We start from the raw sequence: 17,173 nt of genomic DNA on the forward strand, positions 1-17,173 counted from the left end.
CTGAGTAGTGCGACGGCGCACCAGACTGTCACGCGCAATCCGGGCAAGGACGCTACGCTGGCGGCATGATCGATGGAGAACGCGCCCAGAATGCAGACCGCTCCCCCAATCCCGATCTCGTCCCGACCCATCGGGGCACCCCGATGCCCGACTACGTCAACGCCTGGGTGTCAACGCAGCGCTGGTTCGGCAACAAGGGGCGAATGCCGGCCCTGCGCAGCATCGGCCATTTCCCCCTTCCCTCGGCCGAGGCCGGAGTTAGCATTCGCGTCGACCTCGTCTTGGATACCGCAAGTCTGGGGCTCACGCTGTACCAGCTGCCGACCACGGAGCGGGTCGGTGAGCTGCCCGGTGCGACCAACGCCCTGATCACGGTGCGCAAGCCCGGCTCCGACCACGCGCGCTTCATCTACGACGCAGCCTACGATCCCGCCTTCGCTGCCGCGTTGCTCGCGTTCATGGAACGGCAGGGCGTCTCCTCCACGACCACCGCGCCTTCGACAGACCGCTCCGCGGCGAACGCGCGCGGCGAAGACCTACGACCGGGCTCCGCCGCCACGTCGACGGACCTGGTCGCATCCAGTCGCGTACTCAGCGGCGAGCAGTCCAATACCTCGATCATCGTTCAGCGCGTTGACGCGACCGGGGCGCCGACCACGCCGATCATCTGCAAAGTATTCCGAATCATCCATGCCGGCGAGAATCCGGATGTGACGGTGCAGGCCGCGCTGGCCAACGCCGGATCGGGCCGGATTCCGCTGCCGTTCGGCGCCGTGCTCGGCCAGTGGGACGACCCGGCCGAACCCGGTAGCCGTGCTGTCGGTCATCTGGCCTTTGCCCAGGAGTTTCTGCCCGGTGCCCCGGATGCCTGGCGCACCGCCCTGGTTGCTGCCGCGTCCGGTAGCGACTTCACCGGCCCCTCCTTTCGGTTGGGGCAAGCCACCGCCGAGGTGCACCAGGACCTCGGCCGCGCCCTGCCGACCCTCGATGCGACGCCCGCGGTCATTGCCGAGGAAATGGCGAAGATGCGGCTGCGCTGCAGCCTGACCCTGCGTGAAGTGCCGGTTCTGGCCAGACACCGCGACGCCATCGAGGCGGTGTTTGCCCGGGCGGAGACCGCGGCGTGGCCGAGGCTGCAACGTATCCATGGTGACTTTCACCTCGGCCAGGTTCTCGATGTGCAGGGCCGTGGCTGGGTGCTGCTCGACTTCGAGGGGGAACCGCTGCGCACCCTGCGCGAGCGCACCCGGCCCGACATTCCGCTGCGCGATGTCGCCGGCATGCTGAGGTCGTTCTCCTACGTGTCGGGGGCGATGATGGCTACCGCGGGGCCGACGGCCGACACCCTGCCCTCAATTTCTGACTGGGCCGCCGCGTGCCGGCGGGCGTTTCTCGACGGCTATGCGGAACGCTCCGGCATTGAGCTGGCCGATCAGAGCGCCCTGCTCGATGCGTTCGAACTCGACAAGGCTCTCTACGAGGCCGTTTACGAGACCCGCAACCGCCCCACCTGGCTACCGATCCCCCTCGCCGCGATCGAACGGCTGGTCGGCGGTTCGCGCTGACCGTCGTTGGCGGATCAGGCCCGGAAAAAAGCCCCGAGTAACGCTCCGATAACGCCTGGCGGCGTAGTGTGACCGCCGTTCCGGCACAGTGCTGATTCCGGCACAGTGCTGATTCCGGCACAGTGCTGATTCCGGCACGGTGCTGATTCCGGCACGGTGCCAGTGTGGAACAGCGGGCACAAGGAGCAGTTCCATGGCAGAAAACAATTCCGGCCCAGGCGGGGACCAGAAATTCGTCAGTGCGGGTGAATTTCAGGCGGGAGAATCGGCATCCGGTATCATCTCGGGCGTCACTTTCGGGCCGACCGAAGTGGTCTACTACAAGGTCAACGATCTGGCCGTCTTCGAAGGTGACATCGTGCTGGGCACCGTCGCCGAGTTGGAGCAGACCAAGGACAGGGCAAACCGGGACGACGGTCGTGCCCGAGGCGTCATCATTACCGGCGCTCGCTTTCGCTGGCCCAACGCCCAGGTTCCGTTTCAGATCAACGCCGCCCTGCCGAACCAACAGCGGGTACGCGATGCAATCACACACTGGGAGGCGCGCACGCCCATCCGCTTTCCGGAACGCACCCCGGCCAATGCGGCACAGTTTTCCAACTTTGTTGAGTTCAGTGATGCCGGCGGATGCTGGTCAATGCTGGGCATGCAGGGTAACGGTATGCAGACCATCAGCCTGGGTACCGGCTGCAGTACCGGCAACGCCATCCATGAGATCGGCCACGCGGTCGGCCTCTGGCACGAACAGAGCCGCGAAGACCGCAACACCTTCGTGACGATCCAAGTGGCCAACATCGAAACGGGCATGGAGAGCCAGTTCGACCAGCACATCGTCGACGGCGATGATGTCGGCGGTTATGACTACGGTTCGATCATGCACTACCCGCGCACCGCATTCTCGAAGAACGGGCTGGAGACGATCACCCCGGTGCAGGCCGGAGCTCAGATCGGCCAGCGCGCCGCCTTGTCGGCCGGAGACATTGCCGCGGTCAACTTCATGTACCCGCAAACGGCCCGGGCCAGTTCGAGCCCCGTCGTGTCGTGGGGCCCGAACCGTCTCGACGCCTTCGTGCTCGGCACCAACCGCGACGTGTTCCACAAATGGTTCGACGGGGCGTGGGGGCCGTCGGTCGCGGGCTTCGAAGATCTGGGCGGCATCGCCGAGAGCGTTCCACAGGCCGTTGCGTGGGGGCCGAACCGGCTCGACCTGTTCGTCACCGGAACCGACAGCGCGCTGTACCACAAGTGGTGGAACGGCAGCGCCTGGGGGCCATCGGCGACGGGCTTCGAAAACATGCGGGGCGTCATTCTCGGTGACCCGCGCGTGGTGGCCTGGGGGCCGAACCGGCTCGACGTGTTCGTCGTCGGCAGTGACCACGCGCTCTATCACAAATGGTTCGATGGAGCGTGGGGTCCCTCGGTCGCCGGCTACGAGAACATGGGCGGCATCGTTGTCGGCCAGCCCGAAGTCGTCTCCTGGGGACCGAACCGCCTCGACGTCTTCGTGATCGGCACCGACCGGGCGCTCTACCACAAGTGGTGGAATGGCTCCGCCTGGGGTCCATCCCTCACCGGGTACGAACGCCTCGGCGGGGTCTGCGCCTCGTCGCCGCGCGTTGTCTCGTGGGGCCCGAACCGACTCGACGTCTTTGTCACGGGCACGGACGGCGCGCTGTACCACAAGTGGTGGGACGGCTCAGCCTGGGGCCCGTCGGTCAACGACTTCGAACGGCTCGGCGGCATTGTCGTGGGCGAACCCGAGGCCGTGTCCTGGGGTCCGAACCGGCTCGATCTGTTTGTGATCGGCACCGACAGTGCGCTCTACCACAAGTGGTTTGACGGCAACTCGTGGGGTCCGTCGGTGCTCGACTACGAGAACATGGGCGGCATCGCGACCTCGCAGCCGCGCGTGGTCTCCTGGGCACCTGGCCGGCTCGATGTGTTCCTCACCGGAACCAGCAGCGAACTGTTCCACAAGTGGTTCAACGGCGCGGCCTGGGGTCCGTCGCTCACCGGCTACGAAAGCCTCGGTGGCGTGATCACGTCGTTCGATGAGGCCGAGGTGCGAGCCGCCGCCGACAGCGCCGCCGCCGCCACCGCTTCAGACACGCAGAACCGGGATACGAACTGACGCCGACCCCGACAGCACCGGGTCGGCCAACACAGGGTCGGCCAACACAGGGTCGGCCAACACCGGGTGGGACTGCGTCGATACGAAGTCCCCCTCGGTAATGTTCGGGCGCGTGATGTTCGGGCGCGTGACGTTCGGGCGCGTGACGTTCGGGCGCGTGACGTTCGGGCTTCCGAGCAGTCCCTCGCGCACGTGCACCCGCACGTTCAGACGACGGACCCCGGTGAGCGTGTTCGTGGGCACGGTCACGGCGAAGGGCAGTTGCGCCTCTTCGGTCTCCCCGAACGCCGGGTTCTCGAAGCGGGCGCCGCCAACGATGGCGCTCGGGGCATCCGCTCGTGACACGTCTTCGACGAGTACGGTGACCGTGAATGGACCGGCAGGCCGGTCTCCCGAAGCGAACTCGATAACGCCGGTCACCACGGCATTCTGCTCGGAGTGTGCTGACATGACCCTCATGGTGCCACCTCCCGTGCAATCTCGCTCATCAGCAGCCCTCCAAACTGGTAAATACCCCCTATCGTATATAGTGTTTGGTCGGGCGAACAGCGCAGGCGCTGAGATAGTGAGGTCTGAAACGGCTCGTATCGTCGCACTGGGAGCCGGGGTATCCAGTCACACCGCAGCGCTTTACTCGAAGACGCGCCTGGGCTGGATTTCCACGAACATCTGGGTGGGCGTGGGCCACCCTCGTCGCCGAGTGGAATTCGCTGAGTGGAATTCGCTGAGTGGACCGCGACGGGTGGACCGCGACGGGTCGGCTGCGCCAGCCATCTCGGCGGGGCTGGCACCCGGACAAGGCTCCAGGCGACATCGCGGTCGACTAACGCCGTCGCAATCTGTTCGCTCCGCGTGCTACAACTGGGCGCGCCGGGCGCGCACGAAGCAGTAAATGCCATAGGCGATGAGCCCGCTGCCGATCAGGAGCAGAGCGAGCGTTCCGAAGGGCAGGGCGGCGAGCGCTTTGAGCGCCCCGTCGAGCCCGGTGGATTTGCTGGCATCGCGGGTGAGCGCAGCGACCCCGATGAGGATCGCCACCACGCCGAGCGCGACGCCCTTGGCGATGTAACCGACGACGCCGAGGGCGATGACCACACGGCCGACCGTTCCGCTCGGCACGGCGAGGTCTGACCGAAATTTCTGAGCTGCACCCTTATAGACAAAGTAGCCAGCGACGCCCAACACGGCCACACCGAGCAAAAAGAGCACGATGATGCCACCGGGCGATGCCAGCAACGACGAGCTGGCGCTCTGCGTGCTGCTAGCCGAACTGGCCGAGCCGCCACGGGCGAAGGTGAGCGCGGTAACGCCGAGGGCAAAGTAAACGACGGCTTTGGCCAGGTTTGCAAAACGACGCGACCACTTGCGTTTAGGGTCACCCTGCATCACGAATGCCGAGACTAGAAGCCATAGCCCGAGTGCGAACATGCCGACGACGACCGTCCAGAGCAGAAACACCCCGCCGGGGCTGGACCCGAGTTGGCCGAGCGCACCGCTCTGATCGGCGGATCCACCGCCCGCGCCGACCGCGACGGTGATCGCGATTGACCCGATGAGAATGTGCAGCAGTCCATTGACGGCAAAGCCGAGCCGTGCCAGCAGTTGCAGAGTCGAGCTGTTACTCGCTTCGTGAGCGATGTGTGTCGCCGATGCATTTATCACGGGCCCATCATAGGACAACGCACCCCGTCGCGCTCAGGAACTTCTTCAGCCGGGCGTGCCAGCAATATTGATCATCCAGGCCGTGCCGAACTTGTCGGTCACCATGCCGAAGCTGTCGCCCCAGGGTGCCTTGCTCAGCGGCATTGCGACGGAGCCTCCCTCCACCAGCTTCTCCCAATACCCGGTCAATTCGGCCTCGTCGTCACCGCTGAGGGAGACCGAGATGCTGCTGCCGGTGGCGACCTGCATACTGCTCGGCGCATCGGAGGCCATCAGAGAAAATCCGCTCGCGGTGGTCAGTTCCGAGTGCATGATCTTGTCTTTATCGGCCGGATCGTCACTCGCGTTGGACTCCCCGAAGGTGCTGCGGGTCACCTCACCTCCGAAGACTCTCTGGTAAAAGTCCATCGCCTCCCGGGCGTTGCCGCGAAAGCCGAGGTACGGATTGAGACGGCTACTCATGATTGGATCTCCTTCTTTGTCGGGTTTGTGCAGTGATTATCGTCCCGATCAGTCGTTCGCATGAGTCACCAGGATCCAGCACCGGGCGGTGAGCCAGGGCCGACCGGTGGCGAGTACAGTATTCGCATGAAGCTGATCGCCATTGACCCGCCTACCCGCAGTTTTTCGCGCTGGTTGACCGACGAGGAGATTGGTCGGGTGATCGCCCACAAGCGCGGCTGGCGCCAGGCGCCCGACGGCAGCGTGCTGGCCGGCAAGATTCGCAAAACGCGCATAAGTGATTCGCTGGCGCAGCTCGGGGCGGCCGCCGTCGCCCGCGGCTGGGCCAGTCGGCCGCGGGTGGAGCCGGGCGACAGCAGCGGCCCCACCCATATGATGTGGGGCATCATCGATGCCCGTACCGACGCCGAGCTCACCGCCGAACTCACCGCCGAACTCGGCGGCGCAGCCTAGAACCACCCAAGCCCGTGTCGGCCGTGTCCGGTAGCTTAAGGGCATGAGCCTCGACCCCAGTTACATTCAGCCCGGCCAGGACTTCAACCGCGACACCAACTACATCGAAGATCGCATTACGCGAGACGCCCGGGATGGCTGGCCGGTGGAACCGGGCCGCTATCGATTGGTCGCGGCCCGAGCCTGCCCGTGGGCAAACCGCACCACAATTGTGCGTCGCCTGCTCGGCCTTGAGGGCGTTATCTCGCTGGGCCTACCCGGCCCCACGCACGACAAGAACAGCTGGACCTTCGACCTCGACCCGGACGGGCTCGACCCGGTCCTCGGTATTGAACGCCTGCAGCAGGCCTTCTTTGCCCGATTTCCCGACTACCCGCGCGGCATCACCGTGCCGGCAATCATCGATGTACCCACCGGCCAGGTCGTTACCAATAATTACCGCAGATCACCCTGGATCTTGAGACCGAGTGGACCGCGTATCACCGAGCCGGTGCCCCTGATCTCTACCCCAAAACCTTGCGGGCCGAGATCGACGAGGTGGCCGAACTGATCTTTCACGACGTGAACAACGGCGTCTACAAGTGCGGCTTTGCTGGAAGCCAGAAATCCTATGAACGGGCCTACGACGCCCTGTTCGACCGGCTGGACTGGCTCGAAGAGCGCTTGGCGGGCCAACGGTATCTTGTGGGCGACACGATTACCGAGGCGGACATCCGCTTGTTCACCACCCTCGCCCGCTTCGATGCGGTGTATCACAGTCACTTCAAATGCAATCGCAACAAGCTGTGCGAGATGCCGGTGCTGTGGGCCTATGCCCGTGACCTTTTTCAGACGCCCGGTTTTGGTGACACGATCGACTTCGGCCAGATCAAGAAGCACTATTACGTGACCCACGTCGATATCAATCCCAGTGGCATTGTGCCGAAGGGGCCGGATGCTGCCACCTGGCTGGCCCCGCATTCTCGCGCCGAGCTCGGCGGCCGTCCATTCGGCACCGGCACCCCGCCGGAAGCGCCCGTGCCCGCCGAGCGCATCGTGAACTGATCGGTCGACGCGGCTAGTCGACGCGGCCTACTCCGGACGGCGGGCGCGGCTGGGCTGCACGCGCGGCGGCTCCCCTGGCATCTTGGGAAAGTCCGGCGGAAACGGCAACTCGCCGAGCCCGCCCTCGAGATCGCGTTCCCACCAGGAATACAGGGCGTCGATCGAGCCGGGCTGTTCGTGCATCGACGCCCACGGGTCGCCTTGCTTCTGTAACCGATCCGGCACGGTGAGGATCGTGAACGCGCGCGGGTTGGCCTGCGCCAGTTCGCTCCACTCCAGCGGGCAGGAGACCGGGGCGTGCGGCAGCGGCCTCGGGCTGTAGGCACCGGCCATGGTGCGGTCGCGGTTGGCCTGGTTGTAGTCGACGAAGACGCGCTCGCCGCGCTCTTCCTTCCACCAGTTCGTGGTCACCCGGGTGGGCATCCGTCGTTCCAGCTCGCGCGCCGCGGCGATGACCGCGTGCCGCACGTCGAGAAATTCCCGGGTCGGGGTGATCGGCGCGAACACGTGCAGCCCCCGATTTCCGGAGGTCTTCACGAACGCCACGAGGCCGGCTTCGGCGAGCAGCTCTCTCAGCTCCACGGCGACGGGAATGGTGTCGGCGAAGTTCGTGCCGGGCTGCGGATCCAGGTCGATGCGCAGTTCATCGGGATTGTCCGAGAGCTCGGCCCTGGACGGCCACGGGTGGAACACGATCGTGTTCATCTGCACCGCCCACACCGCGGCGGCCGGTTCGTCGATCACGAGCTGCGGATGCGTACGCCCGCTCGGGTAGACCACGGGCACGGCCCGCACATAGTCGGGCGCGCCCCTGGGCGGGTTCTTTGAGAAGAACTGCTCACCGTCGATTCCGCCGCTGAACCGTTGCAACGATACCGGGCGATCACCGTTGGCCCGCACGAACGCTTCACCGACGTCAATCAGGTACTGGGCGAGGTCACGTTTGGTGATTCCCAGTTCGGGCCAGAGCACCCGGCTCGGGCTCGACAGGCGCACGTCATGCGCGCCGTGTGGGCCATCCACCGTCAAAACCTGCGCATCAGAGCTCATGCGCACACTGTAGCCAGATTCGTCACGGGTGGGTGTAGGGCCCGGAACGCGTGCGCTGAACGAGTGCCCCGAGTCGAGATTGCCGCGTGATGACGATCGCGAACCCGGGCCGGGTGGTGGCATCCGCTGGCTGGAGCGGGCACTCGCACGGCAGTTCCGACTATCGCAAACTGCTCGCCGGTCTGTTCTTCGCTGGCATCGCCACGTTCGCCCAGCTGTACTCGCCTCAGGCAGTACTCGCCCAGATCGCCGACGACGTCGGTGTCAGCGCAGCGGATGCCGCCCTCGTCATCTCTGCATCGACGCTCGGCCTAGCCGTCGGTGTGATTCCCTGGTCGATCATGGCCGACCGGCTCGGCCGGGTGCGGGCCATGTCAATTGCCGTGATCGCGGCGACGGTGTTCGGACTGCTCGTGCCGTTTGCCCCCACCTTCTCGCTGCTGCTCACCGGGCGGTTGGTCGAAGGGCTGATGCTCGGCGGCGTTCCGGCGATCGCGATCGCTTACCTGAGTGAGGAGATCGAGCCCCGACATGCCGCCCGTGCGGCCGGCACCTACGTCGCCGGCACCTCGATCGGCGGCCTGCTCGGGCGTCTCGTGGCGGGGCCGATCACCGAACTCGCCAACTGGCGGGTCGGCGTCTTGACGGTCGGAGCGCTCTGCGCCGTCGCGGCCGTGCTGTTCATTACGCTGATTCCGGCGCCGCGCGGCTTTGTACCCCGCCCGTTCGTGCCGCGGGTCGGTCACAAACGCGGGGCGCACGAGCTCGGCACCGATCTGAGCCTGGTCATGCTGCTGCGGGCCAATCTCACGTCGCCGCGCCTGCTCGCGCTCTATGCGCAGGGGTTTCTGCTCATGGGCGGTTTCGTCGCCCTGTACAACTACCTCGGTTTTCGGCTGGCCCACGACCCGTTCAACCTACCGCAGGCCCTGATCAGTCTCGTCTTCGTGGCGTATGTGGCCGGCACATGGTCATCGGCTCAAGCCGGCATTCTCACCGCCCGATTCGGTCGCTGGTCGGTACTGCTGAGCTCGCTCGCTTGCATGACGGCGGGGGTGCTGCTGACCCTGTCGACCGTGCTCGCAATCGTTCTGCTCGGCGTATTGCTGGCCACGGCGGGCTTCTTTGCCGCACACGCCGTGGCGTCCGGCTGGACCGGGGCCGAGGCCCCGGTCGGTCGGGCCCAGGCATCCTCGCTGTACAACCTCTCGCACCATACCGGGTCGAGCCTGTTCGGCTGGCTCGGTGGTGAGTTCTTTGTGCAGTGGGGGTGGGTCGGCATGGTCGGCATGGTTGCCGGGCTTGCCGTGGTGGCCGCCGCGCTCACCGTTGCCCTTTTGCAACCGCGCCGGGCCGGCTGACGCAAACATCACGGTTCTTCGCAGGTTGCTGTCCTAGCATCGGTTCATGATTGAGCGAGCGAACCGCGACCCCGTCCGCCCCGGCCAGGAATCCGTTTGGGATTACCCCAGACCGCCCCGCGTCGAACACACCCAGGAACACGTCACCATCGAACTCGACGGCGTGACCATCGCCGACACGCGCGACGTCGTGCGGGTGCTCGAGACCAGCCATCCACCGGTGTACTACTTGCCGCGGAGCGCCTTCGCCCCGGAAATTCTGCAACCGGCCCCGGGCCAGAGCTACTGCGAGTACAAGGGCGTAGCCGGCTACCTCTCCGTCGGCTCAAGCGCCCGGGCCGCCTGGTTCTACCCCACGCCGACATCGGGGTATGAGACGCTGGCCGACCGCGTCGCCATTTATCCGGGAGCAATGCAGCGCTGCACCGTCGACGGTGAAACGGTGCGTGCGCAGGACGGCGACTACTACGGCGGCTGGATCACCGAGAAAATTGTCGGGCCGTTCAAGGGCGCCGCGGGCACTATGGGTTGGTAACAATTCGGAGCCATTTTGTTGCACGCGATTTCTCGCGTCAGGGTACCGTCAACGTCGCCGGGCATCCGTTCTAACCGACAACTGAAGGAGTTGCTGTGACACACAACGACGTGGACGAAGAGATTCTGAAGCAGTGGACCCGCCGCCTCAGCCAGGCCCTCCAAATTTTGGATCTGGAGGTGGACAACCACCTCATGCTGAACGTCGCCGATGAGGCCGCTCGTGCGATCAGTCCGATGGCCGCACCCATCACAACGTTCGTCGTCGGCTATGCCGCCGGCTTGGCCGCAGCCAATTCGGCTACGGCGTCGCACGCGGCCATCGCTCGGGCAGCGGATGTCGTCATCGCCGTCTGCCAGCAGCCCGCGGGTGAGAATCCCAACGAAACCGGCTGGGTGAACACGGCGCAGTAGCTTTCTCAATCAGGGCGTTGCACGCTCCAGCCGGATGATGACGGCCTTCGACACCGGCGTGTTGCTGCCGTCGGCGACGCTGTCGAGCGGCACGAGCACGTTCGCTTCTGGATAGTACGCGGCGGCGCAGCCGCGCGGTGTCGGGTAGGCGACCAACCGGTAGCCGCGCAGCACCCGGTCGACATTGTCGCTGAACTCGCTGTGCACATCGACCAGGTCTCCGTCGGCGAAACCGAGGTTAATCAGGTCTTTCTTGTTGATGAAGACCACGTGCCGACCCTTTTTAATGCCGCGATAGCGGTCATCGAGGCCGTAGATGGTGGTGTTGAACTGATCGTGGCTGCGCAGCGTCTGCAGTACCAGGCGCCCGGGCGGCACCTCGAGGTGCTCAAGCGTGTTCGTCGTCAGCATGGCTTTGCCGATCGGGGTGTTGAAGGTGCGTGAATCGCGGGGGCCGTTCGCCAGCACGAACCCGCCCTCCTCCCGGATGCGCCCGTTATAATTTTCGCACCCGTCGACCACGTGGGCGATGTGGTCGCGGATGCGGTCGTAGTCGGCCTCGAAACCGGCCCAGTCGACCGCGACTGTGCTTTTGAGCACGGCGCTGGCCAGTCGCGAAATGATCGCCACCTCGGACAGCAGATTCGGTGACACCGGCTTGAGATTGCCCCAGGACGGGTGCACAGCGCAGACCGAATCCTCGACGGAGACAAACTGCACCCCACTGGCCTGCTCATCAATTTCAGTGCGCCCCCTGGTCGGCAGGATTAGGGCCTCCTCGCCCGTCACGGCGTGCGAACGGTTGAGTTTCGTGGAGATCTGAACGCTCATCTCGGTGCGCTGCATTGCGGCCTCGGCAATGCCCGTGTCGGACATGGCGGCGACGAAATTGCCGCCGAGACCCATCCACACCTTCATCCTTCCGTCGCGCATGGCGCGCACCCCGTCGACGGAATCAACGCCGTGCGCTCGTGGCGGGTCGAAGCCGAACTCCCGCTGCAGGGCGTCGAGGAAGGCCGGCGGCATCTGCTCCCAGATGCCCATGGTGCGGTCTCCCTGTACGTTGCTGTGGCCGCGGATCGGTGAGGCCCCGGCACCGGGTTTGCCGATATTGCCGCGCAGCAGCAGCAGGTTGATGATTTCCTTGATCGTCTCGACGCCCTTCTTCTGCTGCGTCAGCCCCATGGCCCAGGTGATGATCACTCGATCAGATTTGAGGTACCGCTGCGTGAGTTCGTCGATTTGTGCCGCGCGCAGGCCCGTCGCGGCCAGCACCACGCGCTCGTCGAGCTGGGAGAGATGCTGCCGCAGCTCGGCCAGGCCGTGACAGTGTTCGTCGAGAAAGGATTGATCCAGCGCGGTTCCTGGCGCGGCATCTTCGGCGTCCAGCACCCGCTTCGAGACGGCCTGCAGCAGAGCCATGTCGCCCCCGATGCGAATTTGCAGAAATTGGTCGGCGATGTCGGTGCCGTGGCCGATGATCCCGCGCACCCGTTGCGGGTTCTTGTAGCGGCGCAGACCTGCCTCAGGCAGCGGGTTGATGGCGACGATCTGGGCGCCGGCATCCTTGGCCTCTTCGAGCGCGGTGAGCATGCGCGGATGGTTCGTGCCGGGGTTTTGACCCATGATGATGATCAGGTCGGCTTTCGCAAAATCGTCGTAGCTGATCGTGCTCTTGCCGATGCCGACGGTCTGCCCCATGGCCCAGCCCGTGGATTCATGGCACATATTGGAACAGTCCGGCAGGTTATTGGTGCCGTAGGCCCGCGCGAAGAGCTGGTAGACGAAGGCGGCCTCGTTGGAAGCGCGTCCGCTCGTGTAGAAGGCGGCCTGGTCGGGTGAGTCGAGGGCGTTGAGCTTGGCGGCGATCACCCGAATGGCCTCGGGCCAGCTGACCGGGCGGTAGTGGTCGCTGCCGGCCGGCTTGTAGACGGGTTCGACTAGCCGGCCCTGCATGCCGAGCCAGTATTCGCTCTTCTCGCGCAGGTCGTGCAGCGAATGATCGGCCCAGAAACTCGTCGGGATGGTAATCGGGGTGGCCTCCCAGGTCACGGCCTTGGCGCCGTTTTCACAGAACTCGAACGCCTTGCGGTGTGCCGGGTCGGGCCAGGCGCAGCTCAAGCAGTCGAAACCGTCTTTCTGGTTCATGGCCAGGAGCGCACGCATTCCTCGCCGGGCGCCCATCTGGGTGATCGCCGGTTGCATGGAATGCAGCACGCCCGGTACACCGGCGGCCCAGGCTTTGGAGTGCGTGACCTCGATGTCGTCGTCGGTAACGTCGTCGATCGGGGTTTCACTGCTCATGCGGCACCGCTCTCCTTGTAGTTCCTGAGTCCCGGGGTCGTGTGGCCGACCGAGCGCTCATCGCTGGCACGATACACCCACTGGGGCGCGAGCATCCGTTCACGGGGTACGAATTTGTGTGATACCCCCACGGGTATACTCTGAGATAATTCCCTACCGAAAGGCACCGACCATGTGCAGAGCAGTCACCTGCAAGACCTGTCAGAAGACCACCTGGGCCGGGTGCGGCCAGCACGTTGATCAGGTCATGAAGAATGTGCCGCGCAACCAGCGCTGCGAGGGCCACGTGAGGCAGAAATCCACGGGCGGGTTCTTCGCGCGGCTCCTCGGTCGTTAGCCGTGGACCTGCTCGACGCTCGGTCAGTCGTGCTCGCAGCACGCCGTCTACCCGGCTGAAACCGTCACAAAACTGCACCCTGCCAGCATTAGACTCAGCACAAATGGCTGAATCTACACCTCGTGAAAGTGCGGCACGCTCGCACCGTTCGCTGCCCCGGCTAATCGGCCAGCTGATTCTCGGCGCCTTTCTGCTGCTGGCTGGAATCAGCCATCTCACCGTCAATCGGGAAGCATTTCAGGCGCAGGTTCCGGCCTGGGTTCCCTTGGGCACCGACACGGTCGTGGTGCTATCGGGAATCGTCGAAATCATGCTCGGAATCGCGCTGCTCGCACTGCACCGGTGGCGGGTGCCGGTCGGCTGGATTGTCGCCGCGTTCTTCGTGGCGATTTTTCCCGGCAACATCTCACAGTTCGTCACGGCAACCGACTCGTTTGGGCTGAATTCGGATCTGTCTCGGGGTATCCGCTTGGCCTTTCAACCTCTGCTCGTACTGTGGGTGCTGTGGGCCACGGGTGCGTGGCGGGCCTGGCGCACCCGTGTTCCGGCCGAGCGTACGTCGTAGGGAAAATGGACACCCTGACGTTCCGCCGCGCGACCACCGACGATGTTCCGGCCCTGCTGGAGTTGGTGACGAGCGCCTATCGCGGCGAGGCGAGCCGACAGGGCTGGACCACGGAGGCCGACCTCATCGACGGCCAGCGCCTCGACGCCGATATCCTGCGTGCCGACCTCGATCGGGCCCACAGCTTCGTCATTCTTGGTGAACGTGGGGTCGATCTGGTCGGGTGCGCCCACATCGAGAAGGACGTGGGTGATACCGCCTATTTCGGCATGTTCGCCGTGCGTCCGATCGGCCAGAGCCAGGGTGACGGCAAGCGTATTCTGGCCGAGGCCGAACGACAGGCCGTCTCCGAATGGCGTTCGACCGCAATGGTGATGACGGTCATCAGCGTGCGCGACTCCCTCATCGCGTTCTATGAACGTCGCGGCTATCAGCGAACGGGAGTACAGAAACCCTTTCACTTCGACACGCGTTTCGGTGTACCCAAGCGCGATGACCTGCACCTCGAGGTGCTCGAAAAGGTGCTGCAGCGCACCTAAGCCGCCGGCCTGGTCATCGGCGCGCCCACTACCGGTCGGCGCGCCCACTATGGCTGGCGCGCCCACCGGTAACGGGCGCGCCCACCGACACTTGGCGCGGTGACGGTTTGAGGCGCACAGTCGGCGGTCGGCGTAAAGAGAAGCTACCAGAAGCTACCAGAGGCCCAAGGAGAACTCCGCGAAGACGGTGGCGAGCACGAACGAGGCTGTGATCGCGACCAAACCCACCGGAATAATCTTCCACCCGATGCGCTTGAGAAGTGGCATATCCTTGCCGAGGCTCAGCCCCGCGCTGACCAGGACAACGGTCGCCAGCGAGAGAAAGTCGATGCTGGTCACAAGGGCCGTCAGCGACTCCCCGATCGGTGACCACGGGCTGGAGATAAGCGCGCCGATGGTTGTTGCCCAGACAATGGCCGAGATCTTGCGCGACACCTTCGCCAGGAACATACTCACCAGGATGAGGGCGACCATGATGGCGTACCCGCCCACGATGCCCCACGAAAAGGACTTTGCCGCGACCGAGGCCGTCGCGATGCCGATGGCGGAGAGCACGCACATCGCCATCCAGATCGGCAGTTTCACCGGGGCTGCGGCCTCCGTCGTGGCTTCTCGGAACCGGCGATTTTCGTCGAGGGTGGCGGCATCCGGTGCAGGCTTCTTGTCGATCTGGCGGCGGGTCAGCAGTCGGTAGAACCGGTCGGCGAGCGGCAGGGCAATATAGATGCCGACATAGACGCCCAGCACGGTCGTGATGAGGTTGGACACCGCCGCCATGGCGAGGATCTGCTCGGCCTGGGCGGGAAACTGCGCCACGATACTCGCTGCGGCGGCGGCCATCATCGACCCCGACCCCACGCCGGCCCCCATGGCAAGGGCAAGCGGGTCGAAGATATTGGCCGAGGTGAGAAGCGACGCCAGCAAGCTGATGTAGACCGCACCGAAAAGTGTGCCGAACACGTACATCGCGAGCACTCCGCGGTATTGGTCGGAATCGGGACCGTACTTCTCACTGACCATGGCGAAGGCCGGTTCGCGATCGAGCGAGAATGTGGCACCCACGGTGGACTTACCCATGCGCAGCAACACGGCGAGCGGCAGCGCAAGGGCGACCGTGCCGAGTAGGTGCCCGATCTCCTGCACCAGCAGGGCCGGGCCGGCATCGAGCAATAGCGGCAGGCTCGGGCCGATGGAGAACGCCAGGCGGGCCACGAGCAACATCACGGCGATGCCCACAAAGGCATTGGCGATCTTTTGCAGGTTCAACCCGAGCGGTTTGATCCTCTGCACCGACACAACGGCACCGATGAGAATAGCCCAGACCATCGGGAAAATAATGATCGTTCCGACGCCCAGATCGATGGTCAGCGACCCAATCGCCTGACAGCCCACGGCGATGACGAACGCCAGCGCGATGATTGGACCGGCCTGTTTCAGGCGAACGGATGCCGGCCGGCTGTTGGTCGCGGTGGCGGTGACGCTGGTCTTCACTGGGGCGCCCCGGTGGCCTCAGACATCACGCGCAGCTGCGCGGCGTCGATGAATGACTGCCGCTCGTTGTCATCGGTGGTCACGCCGAGCACGGTCCACGCCATCGCGAGAGCAGACTCGAACATGATCTGGTGGGCCTCCGGGGTATCGGCGACGGCCGCAAAGCCGTGGGAATGAATGGGAACGTGAGCCCCGGGGATCCCCACCCACGGGTGAATGCTGGGGATGATCTGGGAGACGTTGCCCATGTCCGTTGAGCCGCCGCTCAGTCCAGTCGAACGTGCCACATTGCGGCCGAAGAACGCCATGCCGGCGTTCCAATGGGCAGACAACGCCTCGTTCTGCAGCAGCGGCTCGTACAGGGGCTCGGTCTGCTCGATCTCCAGCGTGGTTCCCGTCGCCAGCGCGCCGGCCTCAAAACACCGACGCACCCGTACCAGCAAGGCCTCGTACTTTGGCAGGGTAAAGGCGCGGCATTCGAATTCCACCACGGCTGTGTCGGGAATGATGTTCGTGGCGAAGCCCGCCTCTGACACATACAGGGCAATTCGGTGGTCTCCAGGAATCTGCTGCCGCAGCAACCCCACGGCGACCTGCGACAACACCGCGGCATCCGCTGCGTTGACACCGAGATGGGGCGCCGCCGCCGCGTGCGCGGCCGTTCCCCGGAACGTCGCCCGGTACCGACCGACGGCCTGGCAGGTTGTTCCGGCCGGGTTGTAGGACATTCCGTCCTGAACGGGATGGGTCATCAGGGCAACCCCAACGCCGTCGAACACGCCGCGTTCCATGAGCAGGACCTTCCCGCCGCCGTGTTCCTCGGCTGGAGTCCCGATCACCTTGAGCGTGATGCCGAGGGCGTCGACAAGCGGAAGCAGGCCGAGGGCGGCCGCGACACTCGCGCCGGCGATGATGTTGTGACCGCAGGCATGGCCGATGTTCGGCAACGAGTCGTATTCAACGCAGATGGCAACCGTCAATGGCCCGGTCCCGGCGGTCGCCACGAAGGCTGTCGGCAGATCGGCCACCGGTTGTTCCAGGGTGAATCCTGCCCGGTGCAGCCGGGTGGTAATCAGAGCGGATGCGCGGTACTCCTGAAAGGACAGTTCCGGGTCGGCGTGGATCGCCCGGCTCAACTGAAGAACATCATCGGCGACCGCAGCGACATTTCTGACGATGTCAGATTTCAGCCCTGTCGTTGCGGCGAGCATGGCGGAGAATTCCACAGGTGGTTCCGATCTGGCGACGCCGGGCCACCCGT

Annotated in this window: 15 protein-coding genes and 1 pseudogene; 9 read left to right on the forward strand and 7 right to left on the reverse strand. The window is 65.0% G+C overall.

What is annotated here, in order from left to right; translation table 11 throughout:
• Positions 1-65: 65 nt before the first annotated feature.
• Together IWX77_RS08360 and legP are read left to right on the forward strand one after the other, a co-directional pair.
• A complete protein-coding gene (locus IWX77_RS08360) occupies positions 66-1,565 on the forward strand; it encodes a maltokinase N-terminal cap-like domain-containing protein (RefSeq protein WP_196844059.1) in 1,500 nt (499 codons plus the stop codon).
• A gap of 193 nt (positions 1,566-1,758) precedes the next feature.
• A complete protein-coding gene (gene legP / locus IWX77_RS08365; RefSeq protein WP_196844060.1) occupies positions 1,759-3,696 on the forward strand; it encodes a Dot/Icm T4SS effector Zinc-dependent metalloprotease LegP in 1,938 nt (645 codons plus the stop codon).
• Here legP and IWX77_RS08370 read toward each other — a convergent pair.
• The 3 genes from IWX77_RS08370 to IWX77_RS08380 all read right to left on the reverse strand — a co-directional run bounded on the left by IWX77_RS08370 (position 3,667) and on the right by IWX77_RS08380 (position 5,820).
• Entirely contained in the window at positions 3,667-4,146 is a 480-nt protein-coding gene (locus IWX77_RS08370; protein ID WP_196844061.1) for a hypothetical protein, read from the reverse strand. The two genes, legP and IWX77_RS08370, sit on opposite strands and share 30 nt — an antisense overlap.
• A gap of 405 nt (positions 4,147-4,551) precedes the next feature.
• Positions 4,552-5,358: a DUF1206 domain-containing protein gene (locus tag IWX77_RS08375; protein ID WP_297413107.1), complete on the reverse strand. Its 807-nt coding sequence runs from the start codon at positions 5,356-5,358 to the stop codon at positions 4,552-4,554.
• A gap of 45 nt (positions 5,359-5,403) precedes the next feature.
• Positions 5,404-5,820, reverse strand: coding sequence for a VOC family protein (locus IWX77_RS08380; protein WP_196844062.1), 417 nt, complete (start codon positions 5,818-5,820; stop codon positions 5,404-5,406).
• Between the two features lie 126 nt (positions 5,821-5,946).
• Between IWX77_RS08380 and IWX77_RS08385 the strand changes: the two genes are divergently transcribed.
• Together IWX77_RS08385 and IWX77_RS08390 are read left to right on the forward strand one after the other, a co-directional pair.
• Entirely contained in the window at positions 5,947-6,273 is a 327-nt protein-coding gene (locus tag IWX77_RS08385) for a hypothetical protein (protein ID WP_196844063.1), read from the forward strand.
• 43 nt (positions 6,274-6,316) lie between these two features.
• Positions 6,317-7,317 (forward strand): annotated as a pseudogene (locus IWX77_RS08390) (glutathione S-transferase family protein).
• A 27-nt stretch (positions 7,318-7,344) separates the two neighbouring features.
• Here the strand turns inward: IWX77_RS08390 and ligD are convergent.
• On the reverse strand, positions 7,345-8,367 hold the full coding sequence (gene ligD, locus IWX77_RS08395) for a non-homologous end-joining DNA ligase (protein WP_196844064.1): 1,023 nt from the start codon (positions 8,365-8,367) through the stop codon (positions 7,345-7,347).
• Between the two features lie 89 nt (positions 8,368-8,456).
• On the opposite strand from ligD, the gene IWX77_RS08400 reads away from it, so the two are divergent.
• The 3 genes from IWX77_RS08400 (at position 8,457) to IWX77_RS08410 (ending at position 10,676) form a co-directional block, all read left to right on the forward strand.
• On the forward strand, positions 8,457-9,728 hold the full coding sequence (locus IWX77_RS08400; protein ID WP_196844130.1) for an MFS transporter: 1,272 nt from the start codon (positions 8,457-8,459) through the stop codon (positions 9,726-9,728).
• Positions 9,729-9,774: 46 nt separating this feature from the next.
• Positions 9,775-10,263, forward strand: coding sequence for a DUF427 domain-containing protein (locus IWX77_RS08405; protein WP_196844065.1), 489 nt, complete (start codon positions 9,775-9,777; stop codon positions 10,261-10,263).
• Positions 10,264-10,358: 95 nt separating this feature from the next.
• Positions 10,359-10,676: a DUF6457 domain-containing protein gene (locus tag IWX77_RS08410; protein ID WP_196844066.1), complete on the forward strand. Its 318-nt coding sequence runs from the start codon at positions 10,359-10,361 to the stop codon at positions 10,674-10,676.
• Between the two features lie 9 nt (positions 10,677-10,685).
• Here the strand turns inward: IWX77_RS08410 and IWX77_RS08415 are convergent, their stop codons facing one another.
• Complete coding sequence (locus IWX77_RS08415; RefSeq protein WP_196844067.1) at positions 10,686-12,980, reverse strand: FdhF/YdeP family oxidoreductase; 2,295 nt, start codon at positions 12,978-12,980, stop codon at positions 10,686-10,688.
• 440 nt (positions 12,981-13,420) lie between these two features.
• On the opposite strand from IWX77_RS08415, the gene IWX77_RS08420 reads away from it, so the two are divergent.
• Together IWX77_RS08420 and IWX77_RS08425 are read left to right on the forward strand one after the other, a co-directional pair.
• Positions 13,421-13,882, forward strand: coding sequence for a DoxX family protein (locus IWX77_RS08420; protein WP_196844068.1), 462 nt, complete (start codon positions 13,421-13,423; stop codon positions 13,880-13,882).
• 5 nt (positions 13,883-13,887) lie between these two features.
• Positions 13,888-14,421: a GNAT family N-acetyltransferase gene (locus tag IWX77_RS08425; protein ID WP_196844069.1), complete on the forward strand. Its 534-nt coding sequence runs from the start codon at positions 13,888-13,890 to the stop codon at positions 14,419-14,421.
• Between the two features lie 153 nt (positions 14,422-14,574).
• On the opposite strand, the gene IWX77_RS08430 is transcribed toward IWX77_RS08425, so the two are convergent.
• On the reverse strand, positions 14,575-15,912 hold the full coding sequence (locus IWX77_RS08430; protein WP_442784451.1) for a DUF3100 domain-containing protein: 1,338 nt from the start codon (positions 15,910-15,912) through the stop codon (positions 14,575-14,577).
• Positions 15,909-17,138, reverse strand: coding sequence for a M20 family metallopeptidase (locus IWX77_RS08435; protein ID WP_297413102.1), 1,230 nt, complete (start codon positions 17,136-17,138; stop codon positions 15,909-15,911). The genes IWX77_RS08430 and IWX77_RS08435 overlap by 4 nt, the downstream gene beginning before the upstream one ends.
• Positions 17,139-17,173 lie beyond the last annotated feature (35 nt).

The sequence above is a fragment of the Cryobacterium sp. CAN_C2 genome (assembly GCF_015751745.1).
In the GTDB taxonomy this organism is placed as follows: Bacteria; Actinomycetota; Actinomycetes; order Actinomycetales; family Microbacteriaceae; genus Cryobacterium.

What these genes read in the sequence shown, in the direction of transcription:
- IWX77_RS08360 (WP_196844059.1), top strand. Translation starts at nt 66, where the DNA reads ATGATCGATGGAGAACGCGCCCAGAATGCAGACCGCTCCCCCAATCCC.
- legP (WP_196844060.1), top strand. Translation starts at nt 1,759, where the DNA reads ATGGCAGAAAACAATTCCGGCCCAGGCGGGGACCAGAAATTCGTCAGT.
- IWX77_RS08370 (WP_196844061.1), bottom strand. Translation starts at nt 4,146, where the DNA reads ATGTCAGCACACTCCGAGCAGAATGCCGTGGTGACCGGCGTTATCGAG.
- IWX77_RS08380 (WP_196844062.1), bottom strand. Translation starts at nt 5,820, where the DNA reads ATGAGTAGCCGTCTCAATCCGTACCTCGGCTTTCGCGGCAACGCCCGG.
- IWX77_RS08385 (WP_196844063.1), top strand. Translation starts at nt 5,947, where the DNA reads ATGAAGCTGATCGCCATTGACCCGCCTACCCGCAGTTTTTCGCGCTGG.
- ligD (WP_196844064.1), bottom strand. Translation starts at nt 8,367, where the DNA reads ATGAGCTCTGATGCGCAGGTTTTGACGGTGGATGGCCCACACGGCGCG.
- IWX77_RS08400 (WP_196844130.1), top strand. Translation starts at nt 8,457, where the DNA reads ATGACGATCGCGAACCCGGGCCGGGTGGTGGCATCCGCTGGCTGGAGC.
- IWX77_RS08405 (WP_196844065.1), top strand. Translation starts at nt 9,775, where the DNA reads ATGATTGAGCGAGCGAACCGCGACCCCGTCCGCCCCGGCCAGGAATCC.
- IWX77_RS08415 (WP_196844067.1), bottom strand. Translation starts at nt 12,980, where the DNA reads ATGAGCAGTGAAACCCCGATCGACGACGTTACCGACGACGACATCGAG.
- IWX77_RS08420 (WP_196844068.1), top strand. Translation starts at nt 13,421, where the DNA reads ATGGCTGAATCTACACCTCGTGAAAGTGCGGCACGCTCGCACCGTTCG.
- IWX77_RS08425 (WP_196844069.1), top strand. Translation starts at nt 13,888, where the DNA reads ATGGACACCCTGACGTTCCGCCGCGCGACCACCGACGATGTTCCGGCC.